The organism is Bradyrhizobium sp. CCBAU 45321 (assembly GCF_028128975.1).
In the GTDB taxonomy this organism is placed as follows: Bacteria; Pseudomonadota; Alphaproteobacteria; order Rhizobiales; family Xanthobacteraceae; genus Bradyrhizobium; species Bradyrhizobium yuanmingense.
Window position 1 is genome coordinate 713,499 of the sequence record NZ_LFKZ01000017.1, and the last position, 20,529, is coordinate 734,027.

Consider the following 20,529-nt stretch of genomic DNA (forward strand, 5'->3'; position numbering starts at 1 on the left):
ATTGGAAATGCCGCTGACCTAGAGACCGGCAAGTTCGATGGGCCGGAGATGTTCGCCAAGACCAACGCGGAAGCCTTGAAGTGGGCAATCGAGCGCTGACATGCTGCGGTATTGCCGCGATCGCCTGTGCGATGGAACCAACTCTCTGATTCCATTCCGATTCATATTTTCCTAACCGTCAATGGTAACCGGGTCTTGTCGGGTTTGCTGCATCTTGCATCCCACGGGAGGGCTGGATGGGCGCATCGATCCGATGGACCGCACGAACGCGTGCGTTGTTCCGCCGTTGGCGCGGGGCGCCGCTGACGTGGCTGATCGCCGGCGGCTTCGTGCTGATGCTCGCGACCGCCATCGGCACCGCGCTCACCGTCGACCGCTTCCGGCAGAATGCTATCGAGAGCGGCCGCGACAGCCTGGAAAACGCCGTCCGCATGCTCGCCCGGCATTTCGACCGCCAGTTCGAGGACTTTGCGGTGCTGCAGAAGAGCATCATCGCGGAGCTCGAGAGCCACGGCATCGCCTCCGCCGAAATCTTCCGCAGCGAGATGGGCACGCTCGCCGTGCACGAGGTGCTGCGCGCGAAAGCCAGCGGCTGGTCCGACATCGCCGGCGCCAATGTGTTCGATGCCAGGGGCGTGCTGATCAACTCGTCGCGGCAATGGCCGGTCGCCGATGTCTCGATCGCCGATCGCGGCTATTTCAACCGTCTCAAGGACGATCCGGCTGCGCAAGAGGAAGTGGAGGTCGTGCCCGGCCGGCTCGGCAACGGACCGGCGATCGTGTTCGCGCGGCGCATCTCCGGCCCGCACGGCGAATTCCTCGGGCTGGTGTCGCGCGCGATCGCGCCCGAGCAGCTCGAATCCTTCTTCGCCTCGACCGGGCTCGGCGAGGATTCCTCGATCGCGATGCACCACCAGAACGGCCAGCTGCTCGCCCGCATTCCCCACGTCGAGGCGATGATCGGGCAGAACTTCCGCACCGGCACGCCGGAGCAAATGGCGGTGTTCGAGCGCACTTTCGTCACCACCCAGCTCGCAAGCCCTATCGACGGCAAGGACCGCATCGTAGCCTCGCGCCTGCTCACCGGCGAGCCGCTGGTCGTGGTCGCGACCAAGTCGCTTGATGCGACGCTGGCGACCTGGCGAACGCAGACGAAATTCTTCGTCACCATTGCCGCGCTGTCGATTGGCCTGTTGGTGCTCACGCTCTTTCTGATCTTCCGCCAGGTGACGCATCGCCTGTCGCTCGAGAAGCAGCGGCTCGACACCGCGATGAACACGATGACGCAGGGCCTTTTGATGTTCGATCAGGACGAGCGGCTGATCGTCTGCAATCGCCGCTACGTCGAGATGTACGGGCTCTCGGCCGCTGTGGTGAAGCCCGGCGTCCACTTCCGCGACGTGATCCGGCACCGCCGGGACACCGGCTCGTTCGAGGGCGACGTCGAGGCCTATTGCGACGACATCCTGAGCAATAGCGGCCGCACCAAGAGCGCGATCGTCGAAACCGCCGACGGCCGCCTGATCGAGATCAAGAACCAGCCGGCCGCTGCCGGCGGCTGGCTCGCCACCCATGAGGACGTCACCGAGCGCATCCGCGCCGACGAGCGCATCGCCCATCTGGCGCATTACGACGCGCTCACCGATCTGCCCAACCGCGTGCTGCTGCGCGGGCATTTGGAACGCCGCGTCGCCGAGCTCGCTCAGGGCAAGCCGTTCGCGATCCTCTATATCGACGTCGACGAGTTCAAGGGCGTCAACGACTCGCTCGGACACGAGGTCGGCGACGAGTTGCTGCGCCAGGTGGCGAACCGCCTGCGCGCCTGCGTCAGCGGCAACGACATGGTCGCGCGGCTGGGCGGCGACGAATTCGCCATCGTCAAGGCCGGCACCTCCGATCCGGCCGAGCTGACGGCACTGGCGGAAACCATCCTCAAGGCATTGCGCGCGCCGGTGGATTGCAGGGGACAGGAGATTCCGACCGATGCCAGCATCGGCATCGCCATCGCGCCCGACCACGGCGACAATCTCGACGATCTGCTCAAGCGCGCCGATCTGGCGATGTATGCGGCGAAGTCGCAGGGACGCCGCACCTTCCGCCTGTTCGTGCCCGAATACGACGCCAAGGTGCGGCAGCGCCGCCAGCTCGAGCTCGATCTGCGCCAGGCGCTCGCACGCGGCGAGTTCGAGGTGCACTACCAGCCGCTTGTCGACCTCACCGCCAATGTCGTCACCGGCTGCGAGGCGTTGCTGCGCTGGCGCCATCCCGAGCGCGGCATGGTATCGCCGGCGGAGTTCATCCCGGTCGCCGAAGACACCGGCCTGATCGGCGAGATCGGAGAATGGGTGCTGAAGCAGGCCTGCGTTGAGGCAGCCTCGTGGCCGGGACGGATTCACATCGCGGTCAACGTGTCGCCGGTCCAGTTCCGCTCGCGCACGCTGGCGCTCAAGGTCGCCGCCGCCCTCGCGGAGTCCGGGCTCGCGCCGGGACGGCTCGAACTCGAGATCACCGAGACGGTGCTGATCCGCGACGACGAGGAGGCGCTGGCGATCCTGCAGCAGCTGCGCGAGCTCGGCGTGCGCATCGCGCTCGACGATTTCGGCACCGGCTATTCCTCGCTCAGCTATCTGCACCGCTTCCCGTTCGACAAGATCAAGATCGACCGCAGCTTCATCAGCGACATCGGTCAGTCCGAGGACTCCTCGCCAATCGTGCAGGCCGTGGTGCACATGGCCGCCGCGCGCCATATGGCGACCACCGCCGAAGGTGTCGAGACCGAAGCGCAAGCCGAGGTGCTGCGCCAGCTCGGCTGCAGCCAGATGCAGGGCTGGCTGTTCAGCCCGGCGGTACCGGCGGCGAAGCTGAAGCAGCTGCTGGCGGCGCAGGCGGTCGCGGCCTAGCCGGCGACGCCACGTCTGGCCCGGATGTCCGCTGCGAGGAGAGCGGCGCCGCTGAGTGTTTGGTTCGAGGTCGTGCGGCGATTTGACAATCAGCGACCGACAGCTATCAATTCATTGAATTCTGCGCACCTGGCTCGTCGAAATGGTGAGCCGCCGATCCGCCTTATTTTCGAGAGGGCGGGCGAGAAACGCTCAAAATACCGATGGTTTGCCTTCATTGGCCGCCGCAACGAAGAGTCGCATCGAGTCCCAATCCAAGCGCAAACCACAGGCATTTCGGAGCCGTTCAGCGCAATTTGAACCAGGGATTTCTGCATGCCGAATGATGAGTCGAGGACGGGGACGGAGCGTCTGAGACACTGGCTTGAAAGCGTTGGGCTCAGCCAATACACGGACCTCTTCGTCCGCCATCGCATCGGTCTCGACATCCTGCCCCACCTGACCGAGTCGGATCTGGCACAGATTGGACTGCCGCTCGGAGACCGCAAGCGGCTTCAGCGTGCAACGGCGTCCCTTTCCGGAATGGCCGCGCCAGCCGCGGGCTACACATTGCCCGCTACGGCAATCGTTGCGGAACGTCGCCAGCTCACCACGATGTTCTGCGACATGGTCGATTCCACCGCGCTCTCCGCACAGTTCGATCCCGAGGACGTGCGTGACATGATCGCGAGCTTTCGCGAAATCTGCGTCGGTGTGGTCAAACACTATGAAGGATTTGCCGCCCGCTTCGTCGGCGACGGCATCCTGGTCTATTTCGGCTACCCGAAAGCGCATGAGGACGATGCCGAGCGAGCGGTGCGGGCTGGTCTCGAGATCGTGCGGACATTGTCGACCGCGCCTGCGATCGAGCCGCTGGGTGCGCTCAGCCATGCGCCCGCCGTCCGGATCGGCATCGCGACGGGACTGGTGGTCGTGGGCGACTTGGTCGGCCAGGGGACCGAGGAGCGCGATTCCGCGGTCGGCGAGACCGTCAATCTGGCGGCGCTATTGCAGGGCCTGGCGCCGCCGAACGGGGTGGTCATCTCGTCGTCGACGCAGTCGCTGTTGAAGGGAAAGTTCGACTATCGCAATCTCGGGGTCCATGCACTCAAGGGCATAGCCGGAAGAACACAGGCGTGGCATGTGGTTCGGCCGTCGCGCGTGGAGACCCGCTTTGCCGCAGCCATCGGCTCCCGGCTGACGCCACTCGTCAATCGCGACGACGAGATCACGGTTCTGCTCGGCCGCTGGGAGCAGGCCAAGGCGGGCGACGGCCAGGTCGTGGTGCTGTTCGGGGAACCGGGCATTGGCAAGTCGCGCATCGTCCAGGAAATCTTCGTGCGGATTGCGGGGGATCGGCACGGGCATGTCTCGTTCCAGTGTTCGCCCTACTACAGCTCGACGGCGTTCCATCCCTTAATCGAGCAGCTCAAATTTGCCCTGGGCCTCGACCGCGACGATGCTTCGGCCTCATCTCTGTCGAGTCTTGAGCGGACCGTTGCGGCCGCGCACGGCGACATCGAGCAGATGACGCCGCTCTTTGCGGCGCTGCTGTCGATCCCGACCGGAGGTCGCTATCCTCCGCTCGATCTGTCGCCGCAGCAGCAAAAGGACGCCATCGTCTCCGCCCTCATCAATCATCTCCTGGGCCTCGCGCACGATCAGCCGCTGGTGATCGCCTTCGAGGACGCCCATTGGATCGATCCGACATCCCGGGAGGTCATCGATCTGCTGGTGGAGCGGGTCCAGTACACGCCCATTCTCGTCGTCATCACCTGCCGTTCCGAATTCAAGCCGAGCTGGAGCGCTCACTCTCACATCACGACGCTGGTGCTGAACAGGCTGAGCCGGCAGCAGCGGACGACCTTGGTCGAGCGGGTTGCCGGCAGCCGCAAAATGCCGAAGGAAGTCGTCGAGGACATCATCGTCAAGACCGACGGCGTGCCGCTGTTCGTCGAGGAGCTGACCAAAGCCGTTCTCGAAAGCGACCTTCTGACCGAGGAACGCGGAAACTATGTGCTCTCCGGTTCGTGGCGACCGCTGGCAATCCCGGCGACGCTGATGGATTCGCTGATGGCGCGTCTGGATCGGCTGGGCCCGTTCAAGAGGGTCGCACAGATCGGAGCCACCATCGGCCGGCAGTTCTCCTACGAGATGCTGAACGCTGTCGCCTCCGTACCAGCCGACCAGATCGAGGCGGCGCTCGATCGCCTTGAGGAGGCAGGGCTGATCGTCCGGCTGGGACATCCGCCGGATGCGCTCTACTCGTTCAAGCACGTGATGATCCAGGATGCAGCGCATGCGAGCCTGTTGCGCAGCGAGAGGAGACGGCTCCACGCGCGGATCGCGTCGGTGCTGACTCAGAACTATCCGGAAAAGACCGAGCGCGAGCCGGAGCTTCTCGCCTATCATCTGACCGAATCCGATCAAAGCCAGCCGGCGGCAGCTTCCTGGATCAAGGCCGGCAGGCACGCCGCAAGGTTGGGAGCCTATTTGGAAGCGATCGGCCATCTGCGCCGTGGCCTAGCGGTCGTCCTCGGCAGTCCCGAGATGCCCGACCGCGATGAAATGGAGCTGGAGCTTCGCATTGCGCTGGGTAACGCGCTGATCGCTGCCAAAGGTTACGGCACACAGGAGGTGGAAGACAATTTTGCCCGAGGCCTCGAGCTCGGACGGCAGCTCGATGATGAAGACAAGGTGCTTGCGGCGATAAGAGGGCTTTGGATGCACCACTTCATTCGGGCTGACCTGACCAAGGCACACGGTCTGAGTGCCGCACTCCTGAAATTCGCCAAACGGGAACGTCCGAGCGAGTTGCTGTCGAAGCAGACCCTGTACCTCGTGGAGGCCCACAGGTCGATCGCGGCGACCATGCTTTACCGCGGGCGGTTTCTGGCGGCGCAACATCATCTTCGTCGCTCCATCCAACTCGATGATCCGGCTCTGCATCGCGGTTCGGCGGAAAGGCTCCTCAATCCAGGCGTCATGTCGATGTCGTACCTCGGATACCTGCTATGGTTCCTGGGCCAGCCCGACACCGCGCGGCAGCACAGCGAGCAGGCGATTTCCGATGCCGAGCAAATGCGCCATCCTTTTACGCTGGCATTCGCGCAAGTGTTTGGCGCATACCTTTGTCAGCATCTGCGCGACGTCACGGGCACCAGAGATTATGCCAGCCGCGCGATGACCATTTCATCGCAACACGGCTTTCTGCATTGGAAGCAACAGGCCACCATTCTGCATGGATGGGCGCTGACTGAGCTCGGGGACATGGATGCAGGTCTGAGCGAAATGCGCACGGGCGTCGAGGGTTATGAGGCGCAGAATTCCTGGCTCGCCAGTTGCTGGTTCAGATGCCTCCTCGCGCAAGGCTATGCGAGGGCCAGTCTGTCGGAAGCGGCCTTGCGCGCGCTCGATGGTGCCTTGACGGTCGCGAAGAGGACGGGCGATCACTTCTATCTGGCGGAGATCTACCGCCTGCAAGGGGAGTTCATCCGGGCCCATGCCGGACCAGCGGCCGACTCCGAGGAGTTGTTCGTGCAGTCGCTGGAAGTCGCGCGCGGACAGAATGCCCGCTCCTGGGAGCTGCGGACAGCCGTCAGCCTGGCCCGCCTCTGGCGAGATTCCGACAAGCTTGAGCAGGCGGTGGACCTGCTTGTGCCTGTTGTCGGCAGGCTCCGTGAAGGGCTCGTCACGCCAGACGTGAAAGAAGCCATGGCGCTAGCAAACGAGCTCGATATGCTGTCATCCAGAGATCAGCCATGGATCGCGCGAATCAATTCGATCCGACAGTGCCCGTGACCGGCATCGACATGCGACAGCGCACGCCGCCGGGTTCGAAGGCGAGATCGAACTCGCCGCCGAGGTCCGCCTCGACACAGCGCTCCATCAGCCGCGTGCCGAAGCCGCGGCGCACGGGCGGCATGACTTTCGGGCCTCCTGTTTCCACCCATTCATAGTCGAGGATGGTGCCGTGCCCGCCATTCCGCAGGGTCCATCGCATCGAGAGCGTCCCATCCGGCGCCGACAAGGCACCGTACTTGGTCGCATTGGTCAGGAGTTCGTTGAGAACCATCGTAAAGCTGAGCGCCGAGCGCGCATTGAGCGCGACGTGTGGACCTTCCATCCTGATCCGGCCATCCTCGGCCACGGGCGCCGTGATGTCCTCGACGAGCCGCTGGAGCGGAGCGTCCTGCCACTTGCGCTCGGTCAGGAGATCATGCGCACGGGAGAGCGCCAGCAACCGTCCCTCGAAGGTTCGCTTGAAGTCGTCCAGGCTGCTGGTATGGCGCGCGGTCTGGCTGGCAAGCGATTGCACCGTGGCCAGGGTATTCTTGACGCGATGATTGAGCTCGTCGATCAGAAGCGCTTGCGCCACTTCCGCGCGCTTGCGTTCGGTGATGTCGACCAGCATGTTGACCGCACCGATCATCCTGCCGTCGGAATCGTAGAGCGGCGTCGGATAGGGAATGAACGGTACGCGCGTGCCGTCCGGTCGCTCCGCGACAGCTTCCACGCCGCGCACGGGCCGTCCTTCCCGGAGCGCGATCGCCATCGGACATTGGTCGTGCGGCAGGGGCGTGCCGTCCGGCCAATAGAGCTTCCAGGTCACGCACCATTCGTCGCCGGGCAGCGGCGTGCGCCCGGCCATCTCGACGGCGGTCTTGTTGTAGAAAGTGATGCGACCTTTTGCGTCGGTTGTGTAGAGCGCGGCGGGCAGCGCCTCGAGCAGATCGCGCATATGCTGCTCGCTCTCGCGGATCCGATCCTGTAAACGCTTGGCTTCGGTGACGTCGTGACTGACGCGAACGCCGTAACGGAAGCGGCCCGCGCTGTCCCTGACTGAAGAGCTGAAAATCTCGAGATAACGCACGCTGCCGTCGGGGCGCAGGGCGCGCTTGCGATAGGTATAGCTGGGAATCTCGCCACGCACCTGTTGCTCGTAGAGCGCAAGGTCCGCGGCGCAATCGTCGGGATGGGTGTAATCGGAAAAGCTCATCGCCAGCAGATCTTCACGGGATCGCCCGGTGATCTCGCTCAGGTAATCGTTGACCCGGAGCAGCCGCCCATGTTCATCCGCCTCGGCGATGCCGACGCTGGCGGCCTGGTAGGTTGCAGCGAGGCGAGTCTCGCTCGCCTCGCGCGCCAGCTCGGCCACGTGCAGCTCGGTGACGTCAGTCGTGAAGCAGCGCGTGCTGACGAACTTGCCGTCCTCGACACGACTGTTCGAGGTGATCAGTACGTGCTTGATCGAGCCATCCTTCGCGCGCAGGCGGGCGGGATAGCGGTCGAGCCTTTCGCCACAGGACAGCCGGTGAAGAATGTCGCCGATGATGGGGGCGTCCGCGTGAAATTCGGCCACGTGGTGACCGATATATTCTTCGGCGCTGTAGCCCAGCAGATCGAGCTCGGCCTGATTGGCCCGGCGAATGATGCCATCGCCACCCACGATGTGGAGCCCAACCGCACTGTTCTCGAAGAAGTCCTCGAGATCCTTGGTCTTCGCGCGGACCTCTTGTTCGATCTTCTTGCGATCTGAAACATCCTGAAAGCAGTTGATTGCGCCCTGGATGCGGCCGGCATGATCGCGCAGGGGACGGATGTTCACGAGCGCGGTGATCTGCGAGCCGTCAGGTCGTTCGACCGTGACCTCCGTGTTGCGTGTAGGGAGCCCGAGCCGGATCGCCGTGGCCATCGGGCACTCGGAATGGGGAAGCAGGGTACCGTCCATCTTGTAGAGACGGTGCGACCCGCAGAACTTCTCGACCGAGCCAAGCTCGGGAGTCCTTCCCCACAATTCCGCGGCTGCGCCATTATAGGTCACGATCCAGCCTTCGCTATCGCAGACATAGACGGCGCCGGGGATGGCCTCGAGCGCTGCAGGAGCCGCGGTCACGAGGGCCTCGAATTCAGTCAGCTTGCGGGCAGAAAGCGGAAATTCTTCGACATTCGACATACTTAGCCCCGACGTGCCGCAGGCGGGCGCCTACGCAATGAGCTTGAACGCATGGAAGCCCGGAGCGTTCCAAGGCCTGCCAACTGCTGGTTGAGACCTGGCGGCGCCGAATGCCGTCAAAGCGTCCGCGAGACGGCGCTTCGACAGTCGGGCCTCCCCCGAGGGACAGATAGGATCAAACCTCGGAGCTCGCGGTCATCGCCTCGCTGAGACGGTCGGGAACTCCGGCCGACGGACCCTGGTCAACATTGCATCACGCGCACCGCAATGCCCGGCAGCATGACGTGAACCGGGACGCGCCTGGACAAGGGCGGCACGCTCACATCTGCCGTCTGGCGGCCTGCACTTCGACGAATTCGGAATCGGGGTGGCTGACGATCGTGGCGACCCAGATGCCGCTGATGATCAGCGACCAGGCGGTGTTCCAACAGATCCAAAACACGAGCCAGCCTCCCTTTCCCTCTCTGACGCCCCGAGCTAACGGCAGAGCGATGCCGCCGTTCCCGGCGCGGGGCCTGCCGCGAGGGCGGCGGCAAGGTACTATTTTGGTTTGGTCGGCGGCGCCGCCCGATCGGTTTGGCCGGTGTGGCGCTTTGCCACGATGTCCGCGTCGCGCTCGCCCTCGTGCGGGCGCGGCGGAGGCTTGGGCTGGCCGGCTTGACCGCCATGCTTGCCGCCCATGTCGGGCTTGCCTTCGAGATCGTTGGCGCGGGGCATGCCGGTTCAATGCGTTCGCACGGCATTGGTTCGCGACGGCATCGGCTGTCTCGCCCTGTGAACGGCCTCATAGAACCGCCGCTCTTTGCAGTGCAGGATCGCTGACGCGGCCCTTGGCCTCGCGGCTTGCACCGATGGATTGGCCTTATGCGAAAACGACTCATCCTCTGGACCCTCATGACGTCCGCCCTGGTCGCGGTCACCGTGTGGACCATGCTCGGCCCACCGGACCAGCCGTCCGGATTGCATCTGCCCTCCCGAACCGTGGCGGTGCGCTGACCCGGCATCCCGCTACCGATACGATTTCGGCATCGATCGATCCCAACTGGATTTTGGTGCGGCGGCGCTCCGCCGGCTATCCTCGTGGCAAAAACGACAATGCCGTGAGCCGGCGTTCAGGAGGAGCCCATGATGAGATCCATGCCGAGACCGATCCGACCCATCGCATGGCGCGCGCCACGCGCTGCGATCGCCGCCGCCCTGCTCGCTTCTCTTACCCTCATTTCTGGAGTCTGTGCCGGTATGGCCGAAACCTTCGTCTATGTCGGCAACGCCGACAGCAACGACATCAGCGTGTTCAAGATGAGCGAGAGCGGCGAGATGACGCTCGTGCAGACGGCCGCCTTCAAGGGCGTCGAAAAGCCGGGCTCCTCGACACCGCTCGCGATCACGCCCGATCACCGTACGCTGATTGCCGGAATCCGCTCGCAGCCTTATCTCGCAGTGAGCTTTGCGATCGATCCCAAGACGGGCCAGCTCAGCCATCTCGGCAACGGACCGCTCGCCGACAGCATGGCCCATATCGCCATCGATCGCAGCGGCAAGTACCTGTTCAGCGCCTCCTATGGCGGCAACAAGGTCGCGCTGAATCCGCTGCTTGGCAACGGCGTTGCCGGCGAGCCCAAGCAGGTGATCCCGACCGGGCTGAATGCCCACGCCTTCCTGCCATCGCCCGACAACCGCTTCGCATTCGCGACCAATCTCGGCTCCGATCAGGTGCTGGCCTTCGCATTCGATGCCACGGCCGGCACCCTGACGCCGAACGATCCGCCGGCGTACAAGGTGCCGGAGAAATCGGGGCCGCGGCACTTCGTGTTTCACCCCGGCGGCAAGTTCGTCTATCTCCTCCACGAGCTGAACGGCGACGTCGCGGCCTTCACTTATGAAGCCAGGGACGGCGTGTGGGACGAGATCCAGCGCACCACCGCGCTGCCGGAAGGGTTTTCGGGAAAACCTTGGGCGGCCGACATCCACATCACGCCGGACGGCCGCTTCCTCTACGCTTCCGAGCGCACCACCAGCACGCTCACCGCCTACAAGGTCGACGGCTCGAGCGGCAAGCTGACCACGATCGGCAGCGTGCCGACCGAGAAGCAACCGCGCGGCTTCCAGGTCGATCCCAGCGGCCGCTACCTCGCCGCGGTCGGCGAACTCTCCGACAGCATGACGGTCCATGCCATCGACCAGGGCAGCGGCGCGCTGGCCAAGCTGAAATCCTACCCCACCGGCAAGAAGCCGAACTGGGTCGAATTCCTGAAACTGCCGTGAGGGGCGGCCGTCGACCTACGTAAACATCCGTAATTTCGCGCGGTCCAGCTTGACGTCATATCTCGGTCATGGACCGGCAGATTGTCTTCAAATGCCCCCAGACGGGCCTGAACGTGCAGCATCGGCTTACCGACGAGCCGAGCGATCGCACGCACGTGTCGGTGTCCTGTCCGGCCTGCACGCGGCTGCATCTGATCGAGCGGGCCAGTGGCAAGCCGGTGGGTGACCGGCGCCGCTGACGGCCCCCGCGCGAGCTCTTCGGAGCGAACCTGTTCTCCAATCCCGCGACTCATCAAAGACTTGTCATCAAGGACTTGCCGCGATGCCTGCGGCGGCGCAGCGTCCTGTTTCGGGACGACGCGGCCGTAGTGCAGGCGGCGGCCATCTGCTATCGATTGGAGGCGTAGCCCAAGTGGAATTTACCCAATTGGAATTTCCGATGCGTCATTTGCCCCGCGCCGTCGTTCGAAACCTGTGCCCCGCAGCCGTCGCCGGCCTGCTCGTCCTCAGCCCCCATCCGGCCGGCGCCGCCGATGACGACGCGCCGAAGGGGCCGGCGGTCACGGTGCTGAAGGTCGCGAAATCCTGCTTCTCCGACGTCGTCGAAGCCACCGGCACGATCATCGCGCGCGAGGAAACCTCGGTGCGGCCCGAGCGGCCCGGCCTGAAGGTCACGGACGTGCTGGCGGAAGCCGGCGACACCACCACCGCGGGCCAGGTGCTGGCCCGGCTGGCGCTGCCCGAAGGCGGCACGCTTCAGGTCACCGCGCCCGTGGCGGGGGTGATCGCGACCTCGACCGCGCAGATCGGCAACTTCGCCTCGGCCAAGGGCGAGGCGCTGTTCACGATCGTGGCGCGCAGCGAGTACGACCTCGTCGGCCTCGTCGCCACCACCGATGTGCGCAAGCTCGCGGTCAATCAGCAGGCCACCGTGCGGATCCCAGGTGGCGGCGACATCAGCGGCAAGGTGCGCCGCATCGGACCGACCGTCGAGCCGAACATCCAGCAGGGCATGGTCTATATCGGCATCTCCTCGCAGAAGCGGCTGCTGCTGAATGGGAGTGGGCGCGCGCTGATCAAGACCGGGCAGAGCTGCAACGTGGCGGTGCCGCTGACGGCCGTGCAATATTCGTCCGCCGGCACCGTGGTGCAGGTGATCCGCCGCAACCGGGTCGAGACCAAGCGTGTCGAGGTCGGCTTGATGTCGGGCGGCAATATCGAGGTCCGCGACGGCCTCAACGAGGGCGATGTCGTCGTCGCCCGCGCCGGCGCATTGCTGCGCGAAGGCGATCCGGTGCGTCCCGTGATGGCGAGCGCGGAAGCGGCGAAGTAGCGGCCACGTCGTAGGGTGGGTTAGCCGAAGGCGTAACCCACCTCTTTGCTTTCCAAGCTGACGAGAGAGAAGCGGTGGATTACGCCTTCGGCTAATCCACCCTACAAGAGCCGAAAACTAACCGCCGGCTTCGCCGAAACGGACGTCTTCGAGCAGCGACGACGATACGGTCGGGACCTGGTCGCCTTCGCTGGCGCGGGAGATGGCGAGACGGGTCTTGTTGAAGACGCTCTCGGCGCTGCCGGGCTTGCTGAGGTTGTTGAGGAACTCGCTGACCAGCACGCTGTGCTCGCCCTTGCCGTCGTCGACGACCTTGCCGGGCGAGGCGGAGGTGAGGATGAGCGCATTGTCGGACGCGCTGATCGGCGCGAGACCGTGGCTGTAGGAGCGGAAGCGGCGCTCGTAAGGATTGCGGCGGGAGGCATCGACCACGACCAGCTTGGCCTTGGCACCCTGCTCCTTCATCATGTCGAGCACGCCGTCGATGGAGACGCCATGGCGGCGGACGTCGTTTTCCTTCCAGATCACGGCATCGACCGGCAGCATGTAGCTCTCGCGGCCGGCCTGCACGCCGTAGCCGCCGAAGAACAGCATGACGACGCTGTCGCGGGTGATCCGGGACTTCAGGCGGTTGACGGCCCGGACCATGTCGTCGCGGGTCGCATCTTCCACCATGTCGACGTCGAAGCCGTTCTTGCGCAGCGACGAGGACAACGCACGGGCGTCGTTGATCGACTGCGTCAGCGGCGCGCTGGCGTCGGGATAATGTCCATTGCCGATGACGAGCGCGAGGCGCGAGGTCTGGCCGATCGAACCGGTGATCTGGTCGGTCGAGACCGCCTTGGCGGCATCGATCGCACGCATGTTGAGAGCAGCATGGGCGCCGATCACCAGCGACACCGTGCCGATGAGGGCCGCGGCGAGGGCGATCGTACGTCTGGAAAGGTCGAGCTGCTTTACATTCATCTCGCTTCGTTTCCTGTGCCAAAGACCATCCAAGCGCGCGCACACTGTTTGAGTAGCGCGATAGCGTCTTTAGGTTTGAGGGATTGGCCGGGGAAGTGCCCCCGAATTGCGCGCAATTTGCGGCGCCGCACCAAACAAACCCTTAACCGGATATAGGCCCTGGGGCAATAGATTGCCCAAAATTTGAACTAAGTAGCTGAATGTGTTAGCTAATTCTCCTAGCTCAAGTCCTGCTTTGATGGCTTCCCGGTAGCATTCCGGGGATCGACCATGCAGCCCTCGCGCCGGCTTTTCCGTGACGTTCGTCACATTTGTATTTCCTGCGAATCCGAGTAGCCTTTTCAACGACTTGCAGGGGGTGGCGCGCAGATGCCAGCGTGCCTGATGTCCCCGACCAAGGCCCCCGCGACCAGGTATTTCATGAGCTTTCATTATTTTGCCGGCGCCGCCTGCCGGGCGCTGACGGCGCGGAAGGACGGCCCCTCGCTTTACGACGTCTGCGATCCCGTATTGTCGGATACGGCCCGCGGCGATCCGCATCTGGCCAAATTCTACAGGACCGCGCTCGGCAATCCCGCGCTGCGGATCCTGCTCCGCCGCGCCGGCCTGCCCGAACTGCGCGACGAGGGGACGCTGACGCGGCTGCGCGCGGCCCTCGCCCAAGCCCGCGACGAGGCCGAGCCCGACTGGGCGGCGGTCGGGCGACCGATCGCCGATCTCGTCGACAGCATCGCGCTCGACCATCCCAGGCCGCCGCCGGTGCCGTTCACCGCCACCATGCCGCAGAGCGCTGAGATCGACGGCGTGATCCGCGATTGCGCGCAGCATCTGCTCGGCTCGTACCGCCGCAACGGCTTCCTGCCGACCTACGCCGCCTTCAACCTGGTCGGCGATCCTGATGTCCGCGGCCGCGAGCTGATCATGGCGCTCACGGGCCTCAACGCGCGCGGCTACAAGAATTCCTCGCTGCTGTTCAACCTCGCCCGCGTCTTCATCGCGCGCTCGCCCGCGCGCGCCGTGGTCAATCCGCCCTGGAAAGGCATTGCCGAGCCGATGTGGGAGCCGGTGCAGATCCGCCACCGCTCGGCCTATTACGACGCGTTCTTCATCGAGGCCCTGCTCGGCTTCGTCGAGACCGGGCTCGCCTCCCCGGCCGACAAGGTCGCGGCGGAGCGCGCGATCGCCGACATGGTCGATTTCTGCGTCAACATCAGTCGCGAGGAGGTCGAGGGCTTGGGCGGCGCGCGCTTCAACGTCGTCACCGCACTGGCGCCGGCGCCGCATCCGCGCTTCTCCCGTTACTTCGCGCAGATCAAGCAGGATCTCGGCTTCGGCATCTACGTGCCGGATTGCGACACCACGGCGTGCTCGATCTCCGCGGCGACGCAGGCCGGCTGTACCGACGCCATCATCGACCAGCCGCTCCTGGACTTCTATGCGGGCTATCAGGTGCGCGCCGGCGTCAACGAACCGCGCGTGACCGTGCCGCTCAACGACAATATCGACTATGAGGGCGGGGTTGCGACCTGGATCGACAATCTTAAGGGCGAGCGCCCTTACGGCAACGATCTCGATCCGACGCTCAATCTCGACATTCTCGAGGTCAGCTTCCGCAACCTTGAGCGCTGGAAGGTTTTGGAGACGCCGTCGCGGCTCGCCACCGTTCATCGCATCATCGGATTCCAGAAGCGCCTCGCCGCGAGCGGCGCCTTCGCCAATCCGCGCTCGCACATCTATTATCTGCCGGAGCTCTACAGCGCCTATTTCGGCCGCTGCTATGCCGCCTTCCTGGCGCTGCCGCTGGCGGCGCAGGCCGCGATCGATCCCGCCGGCGATTTCGATTTCATCCGCCACCGCGTGCTGTCCTACGTCAAGGGCGAGCTGATGGCGGCCGAGATGAACGTGTTCGACGCCGCGCTGGCGCTGATCGCGCTCGGCCATCTCGGCGCCGACCCGCGCGCCTTCGCACCGGCGCTGAACGTGATCGTCGCCGGGCTCGGCGAAGGCGGCCGCCGCGGCCCGTTCCGCGCCTATGAATGGAACAAGATGAAGACGCCGACGCGGATCCTGGTCGGTGGGCCCGAGGTGACCTCGGCGTTCGTGCTGATGGGGCTGGCGGTGGCCCGAAGGCGAATGGTGAATGGCGAATAGCGAATGGCACTCGCCCTATTTGCCACTCACCCTTCGCAACTCGCCCGCCCAATGACAGGAAGTTGAAAGCCTATCTGTTCGGCATGCGCTGGCCGCGCGGCCAAAAGCCGACCACAATTGCGCCGTCTATCGAGATTTTCATCACAACTGGACGGGGAATGTTGCGAAAGGTCCTGATTGCGCTGTCTTTGTTCGCCATCCCTTCGCTGGCGGATGCCGCCGAGATCACCGGCACGGCAAAGGTCCGCGCTGGCGATGCCGTGGTGATCGGCACCACGCGGATCCGGCTCGGCGGTATCGACGCGCCTGCAATCGATCAGCTCTGCCTCAACACCAAGACCGAGCGCTGGACTTGCGGCGTTGCGGCCCGCGATGAGCTCGCCAGATACGCCGAGGGCAAGACTTGGATCTGCCACCCGAGATCGGTCGACCGACGCGGCCGCGCCGTGGCGCGCTGCGAGGTTGGCGGCGAGGACATCCAGAAATGGCTGGTGCGCAACGGCTGGGCGCTGGCCTACACCCGCATGTCGCGCGACTATGAGGCGGATGAAAAGGCCGCGCGCGAGGCAAAAGCCGGCATGTGGCAGGGTGCCTTCATCGCGCCGTGGGACTGGCGCGAGCGCAACAAGAAGACCGCGATCCTCGGCGCGACCAAGCCGCCGGACGGCGCGCACGCGGTGCTGCTCGCTTCGGCCTCGGGGCCGGTCGCGCCGTCGCCGGACTGCACCATCAAGGGCAACGTGAACAGCGCCGGCGAGTGCATCTATCACCAGCCGACCAGCCGCTGGTACACCCAGATCAAGATGAAAATCAGCAAGGGCACCCGCTGGTTCTGCTCGGTTGAAGAGGCCGAAGCGGCCGGATGCCGGGAGACCAAGAGATAAGAGCCCCGAACCTGCGTTTTGCGCGCTTTTCTCGAGGCGCGACGCCGCGTAGAACCATGATTCAGCGACCCACCATCCTGTTCTCTGGCAATAAGGACCGACAGCAATGACCGTTCGCGCGGGCCGGGAGTTTCTGGCCATCCCCGGGCCCACCACGATGCCCGACGAGGTGCTGCGGGCAATGCACCGTCCGGCGATCGACATCTACGCCAAGGAGATGCTGGATCTCACCGAGAGCTTGCTCAGCGACATCTCCAAGCTGTTCGCGACCAAGGGCAAGTCCTACATCTACATCGCCAACGGTCACGGCGCCTGGGAAGCGGCGCTGAGCAACGTGCTGTCGCGCGGCGACAAGGTGCTGGTGCTGGAGAGCGGACGCTTTGCGATCGGCTGGGGCAACGCGGCGGCGCTGATGGGCGCCGAGGTCGAGGTGCTCAAGGGCGACTGGCGCCGCGCGGTGCGGCCGCACGAGGTCGAGGAACGCCTGCGCCGCGACAAGGAGCACAGCATCAAGGCCGTCGTCGTGGTCCAGGTCGACACGGCCTCCGGCGTGCAGAACGACATCGAGGCGATCGGCAAGGCGATCAAGGCCAGCGGCCATCCGGCGCTCTACATGGTCGATACCGTCGCCTCGCTCGGCTGCATGCCGTTCGAGATGGACAAATGGGGTATCGACGTTGCGATGTCCGGCTCGCAGAAGGGCCTGATGACGCCGCCCGGCCTCGGCTTCGTCGCCGCCAATGCGCGCGCGCTCGAGGTGCACAAGAAGGCCAACATGTCGACGCCCTATTGGAGCTGGAGCGAGCGCGAGGGCACCGAGAATTATCGCAAATATGCCGGCACCGCGCCGGTGCATCTGCTGTTCGCGTTGCGCAAGGCGATCGACATGCTGCACGAGGAAGGCCTGGAGAACGCCTTCCGCCGCCACAGCCTGCTCGGCGAAGCCGCCCGCCGCGCGGTCTCGGTCTGGTCGGAAGGCCAGGTGCTCGGCTTCAACGTGGCCGAAGCCAGCGAGCGCTCCAACACCGTGACCACGGTGACGATGAGCAACGGCCACGATCCGGCGGTGCTGCAACGCTATTGCAAGGACAAGTGCGGCGTCGTGCTCGGCACCGGTATCGGCGATCTCTCGGGACAAGCCTTCCGCATCGCCCATATGGGCCATGTCAACGCGCCGATGCTGCTCGGCACGCTCGGGGTGATCGAGGTCGGGCTGAACGCGCTGAAGATCCCGCACGGCAAGGGCGGGCTGGAGGCGGCGGTGTCGTATCTCGGGGACGAGGTGGCGGCGTAGGAAAGCCGCGCCCCGGACGCAGCGCAGCACGGAGTGATGCGCTGCTGAGCCGGGGCCCAGTGGCTCCGATGGGTCCCGGCTCTGCGGAGCGGCACTTCGCGCCGCACCGCGTCCGGGACACGGGATTCTCGAATCGTCCTGCGCGACGTCCCTACGGCCTCGGAGCGCGATACGCTTCCACCTGCGCCTTCAGCTCGTTCAGCGACGCGAGCGGCGCTTTCGGGTCGACGCGGTGCTCCCCGCTCGCAAGCCACTTCAACACCTTCGCGTCCACCACCGGCGAATGGTGGATGACGTCGCTGTAGTTGTCGAGATCGTGCGTGACGACCTTGATCGCGCGAAAATCGTGCAGGCGGACGTTGGGCAGTTGCGTCAGACGCTGCGCAATGTGCGCCGTGAGAGCGGTGACGATCTTCAGCGTGTCGGGCGAGGCGTCGCGCATCGCGACGAATTGCAGGATCGAATAGGGCGGGAGGTAGATGTCGAAGGTCACGTCGGGGTGGCGCGCGATCAGGCCGACGGCGTCGTGCTCGAAATGCCGGACCATGGCTTCGTAGCTGTAGCCTTCGCCGAGGAAGCGACGGCGCACGGGATCAGTGATGTAGGTGAAGGCGGCGAGCGTCTTTCTGGCGTTGTAGTCTCGCGCAACGTCGAAATCACGCGGCAGGGCGTAGATGTCGTCGATGTCCGCCAGCGCGAACTTGACCGGCAGATAAGACGACGCACGCGTCAGCGGCTCCCGCAGCAGCGGGACGGACCGCAGCAGCGCGAACACCGATTCCTTCGTCATCGCCGCGCTGAACAGATAGGAGGCGATGCCCTTGGCGGTTCGGCGATAAAGATCGACGGACAAATAGGGGTCGGTCTCGATGTCCGCGGCATCGATGAAGATGAAATCGTCCATTTCCCAGATCGCGCGCCTTGCGCCGCGGTCGATCGCCTGCTCCAGCACGAAGGCCTGCTGGCGCGAATTGGAGCCGGTCATGGCCAGCTTCAGCGAGCGGACACGAAGCGCGCGATCGATGTCGCTCTGGCGGAAATGGATCGCGAGCGAGGTGCCCATGAAGGCGGTGTCGAACGGCTGGCTGCTGATCAGCCCGGCATTCTGCACGCGCGTGTCCTCCGAGTAGAAGGCCGGGACCAGGCGCGAGGGGCGGAACAGCTGCAGGGGATCGACGATAAAGGTGAGCGCTGCGGCGCCAAGCACGCAGGCCGCGCTCGCCAGCAGAAGACGCCTGAGATGGATGAACGCGCCCTGCATCAGAACCGGAAGTAGATGAATTCGCTGTGGCTCTGGATGCCCAGGACGCCGAAGGCGAGCAGCAGTGAGGCCGCATAGAGCGCCAACGGCCGCGTGCGCCCTGCCCGCAAGGCCTCGCCGACCTCGCGGTTGCCGTGGTCGTATCCGATCAGCGCTTGCGTGTTCGGCGCCAGCCACACCAGCGCCGCATAGATTGTGACCTGCACCAGGGCTGCGATCTCCTCGCGGCCGAGCACGATGTTGGCGGGATCAGCCATCGCGTGAAGGACGCGCAACGCCCATTCCACACTCGCGGCGCGGAAGAACACCCAGGCGATGACGACGGCGAGGAAGGTCAGCACGGCGCCGGCGATGCGAGCTGGGCGTGCAATCAGCGGCGGACCGTTCGGCACCAAGGCATTGAAGGCATGATTGATGCAGAGATACACGCCATGCAGCGCGCCCCAAATGACAAAAGTCCAGGCCGCGCCGTGCCAGAGCCCGCCGAGCAGCATCGTGATCAGCAGATTGACGTAGCGCAGCACGCGGCCGTGGCGGTTGCCGCCGAGCGGGATGTAGAGATAGTCGCGTAGGAATTGCGACAGCGTCACGTGCCAGCGCCGCCAGAACTCGACGATGCTGGTGGCCTTGTAGGGCGAATTGAAATTGACGGGCAGGAAGATGCCGAACATCAGCGAGATGCCGATCGCCATGTCGGAATAGCCGGAGAAGTCGAAATAGAGCTGGAAGGTGTAGGCGAGCGCGCCAAGCCAGGCCTGGTCGAAGCTCGGCGAGCGCGCCTCGAAAGCGAGCGCGACCAGCGGCTGGATGCCGTCGGCAAGGCAGGTCTTCTTGAACAGGCCGATCGCGAAGATGATGATTCCGCACAACATGAGATGCCCGTCCGGGCGCTTGGTCTCCTCGTGCTCGAATTGCGGGATCATGTCCTTGTGATGGAGGATGGGCCCCGCGATCAGATGCGGGAAGTAAGTCACGAACAGCGCGTAATGCGGCAGCGCATAGGCCGCGACCTGACCGCGATAAGCGTCGACCAGGAACGCGATCTGGGTGAAGGTGTAGAAGGAGATGCCGACCGGCAGCAGGATGTGGAGCGCGACATGCGTGCCGAGCAGCGCGTTGACGTTCTCGGCGACGAAGCCGGCATATTTGAAGATGCCGAGCATGAGGAGATCGCCGGCGAGGCCGAGCGCGAGCGCGGCCTTCCGTTGCGGCTGCGTGAGCTCCGCCACGATGAGAAGATGGCCGACGCCGTAGTTGAAGGCGATCGAGAGCAGCAGCAGGGCGACGAACTGCCAGCCGCCGATTGCGTAGAAGGTGATCGAAGCCAGCGCCAGCCAGACCACCGGAGCCAGATTGCTGCGCCGGCCGAGCCGGAAATAGCCGGCGAGCACGACCGGCAGGAACAGCAGGATGAACGCATAGGAATTGAACAGCATCGGCTGGACCGGCGGCGGGATATTGTCCCTCAAAGCACACAAGGGGCCGATCAACAACCCGGCAGCATGGGCGGTCGCGCTGGCAATCCGCGGAATCGGAACGA

Annotated in this window: 15 protein-coding genes; 9 read left to right on the plus strand and 6 right to left on the minus strand. The window is 64.8% G+C overall.

Annotation, left to right across the window (positions count from 1 at the left end; translation table 11 throughout):
- The first annotated feature begins 236 nt into the window (after nt 1-236).
- Both ACM43_RS09330 and ACM43_RS09335 read left to right on the plus strand, forming a co-directional pair.
- The gene (locus ACM43_RS09330) at nt 237-2,900 is read left to right on the plus strand and encodes a bifunctional diguanylate cyclase/phosphodiesterase (RefSeq protein ID WP_271539795.1); all 2,664 of its coding nucleotides are present in this window, start codon (nt 237-239) and stop codon (nt 2,898-2,900) included.
- Between the two features lie 315 nt (nt 2,901-3,215).
- Entirely contained in the window at nt 3,216-6,680 is a 3,465-nt protein-coding gene (locus ACM43_RS09335; RefSeq protein ID WP_271539796.1) for an ATP-binding protein, read from the plus strand.
- On the opposite strand, the gene ACM43_RS09340 is transcribed toward ACM43_RS09335, so the two are convergent.
- The 3 genes from ACM43_RS09340 to ACM43_RS09350 all read right to left on the minus strand — a co-directional run bounded on the left by ACM43_RS09340 (nt 6,655) and on the right by ACM43_RS09350 (nt 9,552).
- The gene (locus tag ACM43_RS09340; protein ID WP_271539797.1) at nt 6,655-8,835 is read right to left on the minus strand and encodes a PAS domain-containing sensor histidine kinase; all 2,181 of its coding nucleotides are present in this window, start codon (nt 8,833-8,835) and stop codon (nt 6,655-6,657) included. The genes ACM43_RS09335 and ACM43_RS09340 overlap by 26 nt on opposite strands.
- 319 nt (nt 8,836-9,154) lie before the next feature.
- Entirely contained in the window at nt 9,155-9,277 is a 123-nt protein-coding gene (locus tag ACM43_RS09345; RefSeq protein ID WP_256375387.1) for a hypothetical protein, read from the minus strand.
- A gap of 98 nt (nt 9,278-9,375) precedes the next feature.
- A complete protein-coding gene (locus ACM43_RS09350; protein WP_271539798.1) occupies nt 9,376-9,552 on the minus strand; it encodes a hypothetical protein in 177 nt (58 codons plus the stop codon).
- A 147-nt stretch (nt 9,553-9,699) separates the two neighbouring features.
- Between ACM43_RS09350 and ACM43_RS09355 the strand changes: the two genes are divergently transcribed.
- From ACM43_RS09355 to ACM43_RS09370, 4 genes are all read left to right on the plus strand, one after another.
- The gene (locus ACM43_RS09355; RefSeq protein WP_271539799.1) at nt 9,700-9,831 is read left to right on the plus strand and encodes a hypothetical protein; all 132 of its coding nucleotides are present in this window, start codon (nt 9,700-9,702) and stop codon (nt 9,829-9,831) included.
- Nucleotides 9,832-9,972: 141 nt separating this feature from the next.
- Complete coding sequence (locus ACM43_RS09360; RefSeq protein ID WP_271539834.1) at nt 9,973-11,100, plus strand: lactonase family protein; 1,128 nt, start codon at nt 9,973-9,975, stop codon at nt 11,098-11,100.
- 68 nt (nt 11,101-11,168) lie between these two features.
- On the plus strand, nt 11,169-11,339 hold the full coding sequence (locus tag ACM43_RS09365; protein ID WP_271539800.1) for a hypothetical protein: 171 nt from the start codon (nt 11,169-11,171) through the stop codon (nt 11,337-11,339).
- Nucleotides 11,340-11,539: 200 nt separating this feature from the next.
- Nucleotides 11,540-12,433, plus strand: a complete 894-nt coding sequence (locus tag ACM43_RS09370; RefSeq protein WP_271539801.1) for an efflux RND transporter periplasmic adaptor subunit — start codon at nt 11,540-11,542, stop codon at nt 12,431-12,433.
- Nucleotides 12,434-12,550: 117 nt separating this feature from the next.
- Here the strand turns inward: ACM43_RS09370 and ACM43_RS09375 are convergent, their stop codons facing one another.
- Entirely contained in the window at nt 12,551-13,399 is an 849-nt protein-coding gene (locus tag ACM43_RS09375; protein WP_157287219.1) for a caspase family protein, read from the minus strand.
- Nucleotides 13,400-13,819: 420 nt separating this feature from the next.
- Between ACM43_RS09375 and ACM43_RS09380 the strand changes: the two genes are divergently transcribed.
- From ACM43_RS09380 to ACM43_RS09390, 3 genes are all read left to right on the plus strand, one after another.
- Entirely contained in the window at nt 13,820-15,550 is a 1,731-nt protein-coding gene (locus ACM43_RS09380) for a hypothetical protein (protein WP_271539802.1), read from the plus strand.
- Nucleotides 15,551-15,708: 158 nt separating this feature from the next.
- Complete coding sequence (locus ACM43_RS09385) at nt 15,709-16,434, plus strand: thermonuclease family protein (protein ID WP_271539803.1); 726 nt, start codon at nt 15,709-15,711, stop codon at nt 16,432-16,434.
- A gap of 106 nt (nt 16,435-16,540) precedes the next feature.
- On the plus strand, nt 16,541-17,728 hold the full coding sequence (locus ACM43_RS09390; RefSeq protein WP_271539804.1) for a pyridoxal-phosphate-dependent aminotransferase family protein: 1,188 nt from the start codon (nt 16,541-16,543) through the stop codon (nt 17,726-17,728).
- Nucleotides 17,729-17,879: 151 nt separating this feature from the next.
- Here the strand turns inward: ACM43_RS09390 and ACM43_RS09395 are convergent, their stop codons facing one another.
- On the minus strand, nt 17,880-18,989 hold the full coding sequence (locus tag ACM43_RS09395) for a hypothetical protein (RefSeq protein WP_271539805.1): 1,110 nt from the start codon (nt 18,987-18,989) through the stop codon (nt 17,880-17,882).
- Entirely contained in the window at nt 18,989-20,425 is a 1,437-nt protein-coding gene (locus ACM43_RS09400; protein WP_442869280.1) for an MBOAT family O-acyltransferase, read from the minus strand. The genes ACM43_RS09395 and ACM43_RS09400 overlap by 1 nt, the downstream gene beginning before the upstream one ends.
- Nucleotides 20,426-20,529 lie beyond the last annotated feature (104 nt).

Coding starts and splice junctions, on each gene's coding strand:
- ACM43_RS09330 (WP_271539795.1), top strand. CDS start 237: ATGGGCGCATCGATCCGATGGACCGCACGAACGCGTGCGTTGTTCCGC.
- ACM43_RS09335 (WP_271539796.1), top strand. CDS start 3,216: ATGCCGAATGATGAGTCGAGGACGGGGACGGAGCGTCTGAGACACTGG.
- ACM43_RS09340 (WP_271539797.1), bottom strand. CDS start 8,835: ATGTCGAATGTCGAAGAATTTCCGCTTTCTGCCCGCAAGCTGACTGAA.
- ACM43_RS09350 (WP_271539798.1), bottom strand. CDS start 9,552: ATGCCCCGCGCCAACGATCTCGAAGGCAAGCCCGACATGGGCGGCAAG.
- ACM43_RS09355 (WP_271539799.1), top strand. CDS start 9,700: ATGCGAAAACGACTCATCCTCTGGACCCTCATGACGTCCGCCCTGGTC.
- ACM43_RS09360 (WP_271539834.1), top strand. CDS start 9,973: ATGCCGAGACCGATCCGACCCATCGCATGGCGCGCGCCACGCGCTGCG.
- ACM43_RS09365 (WP_271539800.1), top strand. CDS start 11,169: ATGGACCGGCAGATTGTCTTCAAATGCCCCCAGACGGGCCTGAACGTG.
- ACM43_RS09370 (WP_271539801.1), top strand. CDS start 11,540: ATGCGTCATTTGCCCCGCGCCGTCGTTCGAAACCTGTGCCCCGCAGCC.
- ACM43_RS09375 (WP_157287219.1), bottom strand. CDS start 13,399: ATGAATGTAAAGCAGCTCGACCTTTCCAGACGTACGATCGCCCTCGCC.
- ACM43_RS09380 (WP_271539802.1), top strand. CDS start 13,820: ATGAGCTTTCATTATTTTGCCGGCGCCGCCTGCCGGGCGCTGACGGCG.
- ACM43_RS09385 (WP_271539803.1), top strand. CDS start 15,709: ATGTTGCGAAAGGTCCTGATTGCGCTGTCTTTGTTCGCCATCCCTTCG.
- ACM43_RS09390 (WP_271539804.1), top strand. CDS start 16,541: ATGACCGTTCGCGCGGGCCGGGAGTTTCTGGCCATCCCCGGGCCCACC.
- ACM43_RS09395 (WP_271539805.1), bottom strand. CDS start 18,989: ATGCAGGGCGCGTTCATCCATCTCAGGCGTCTTCTGCTGGCGAGCGCG.
- ACM43_RS09400 (WP_442869280.1), bottom strand. CDS start 20,425: ATGCTGTTCAATTCCTATGCGTTCATCCTGCTGTTCCTGCCGGTCGTG.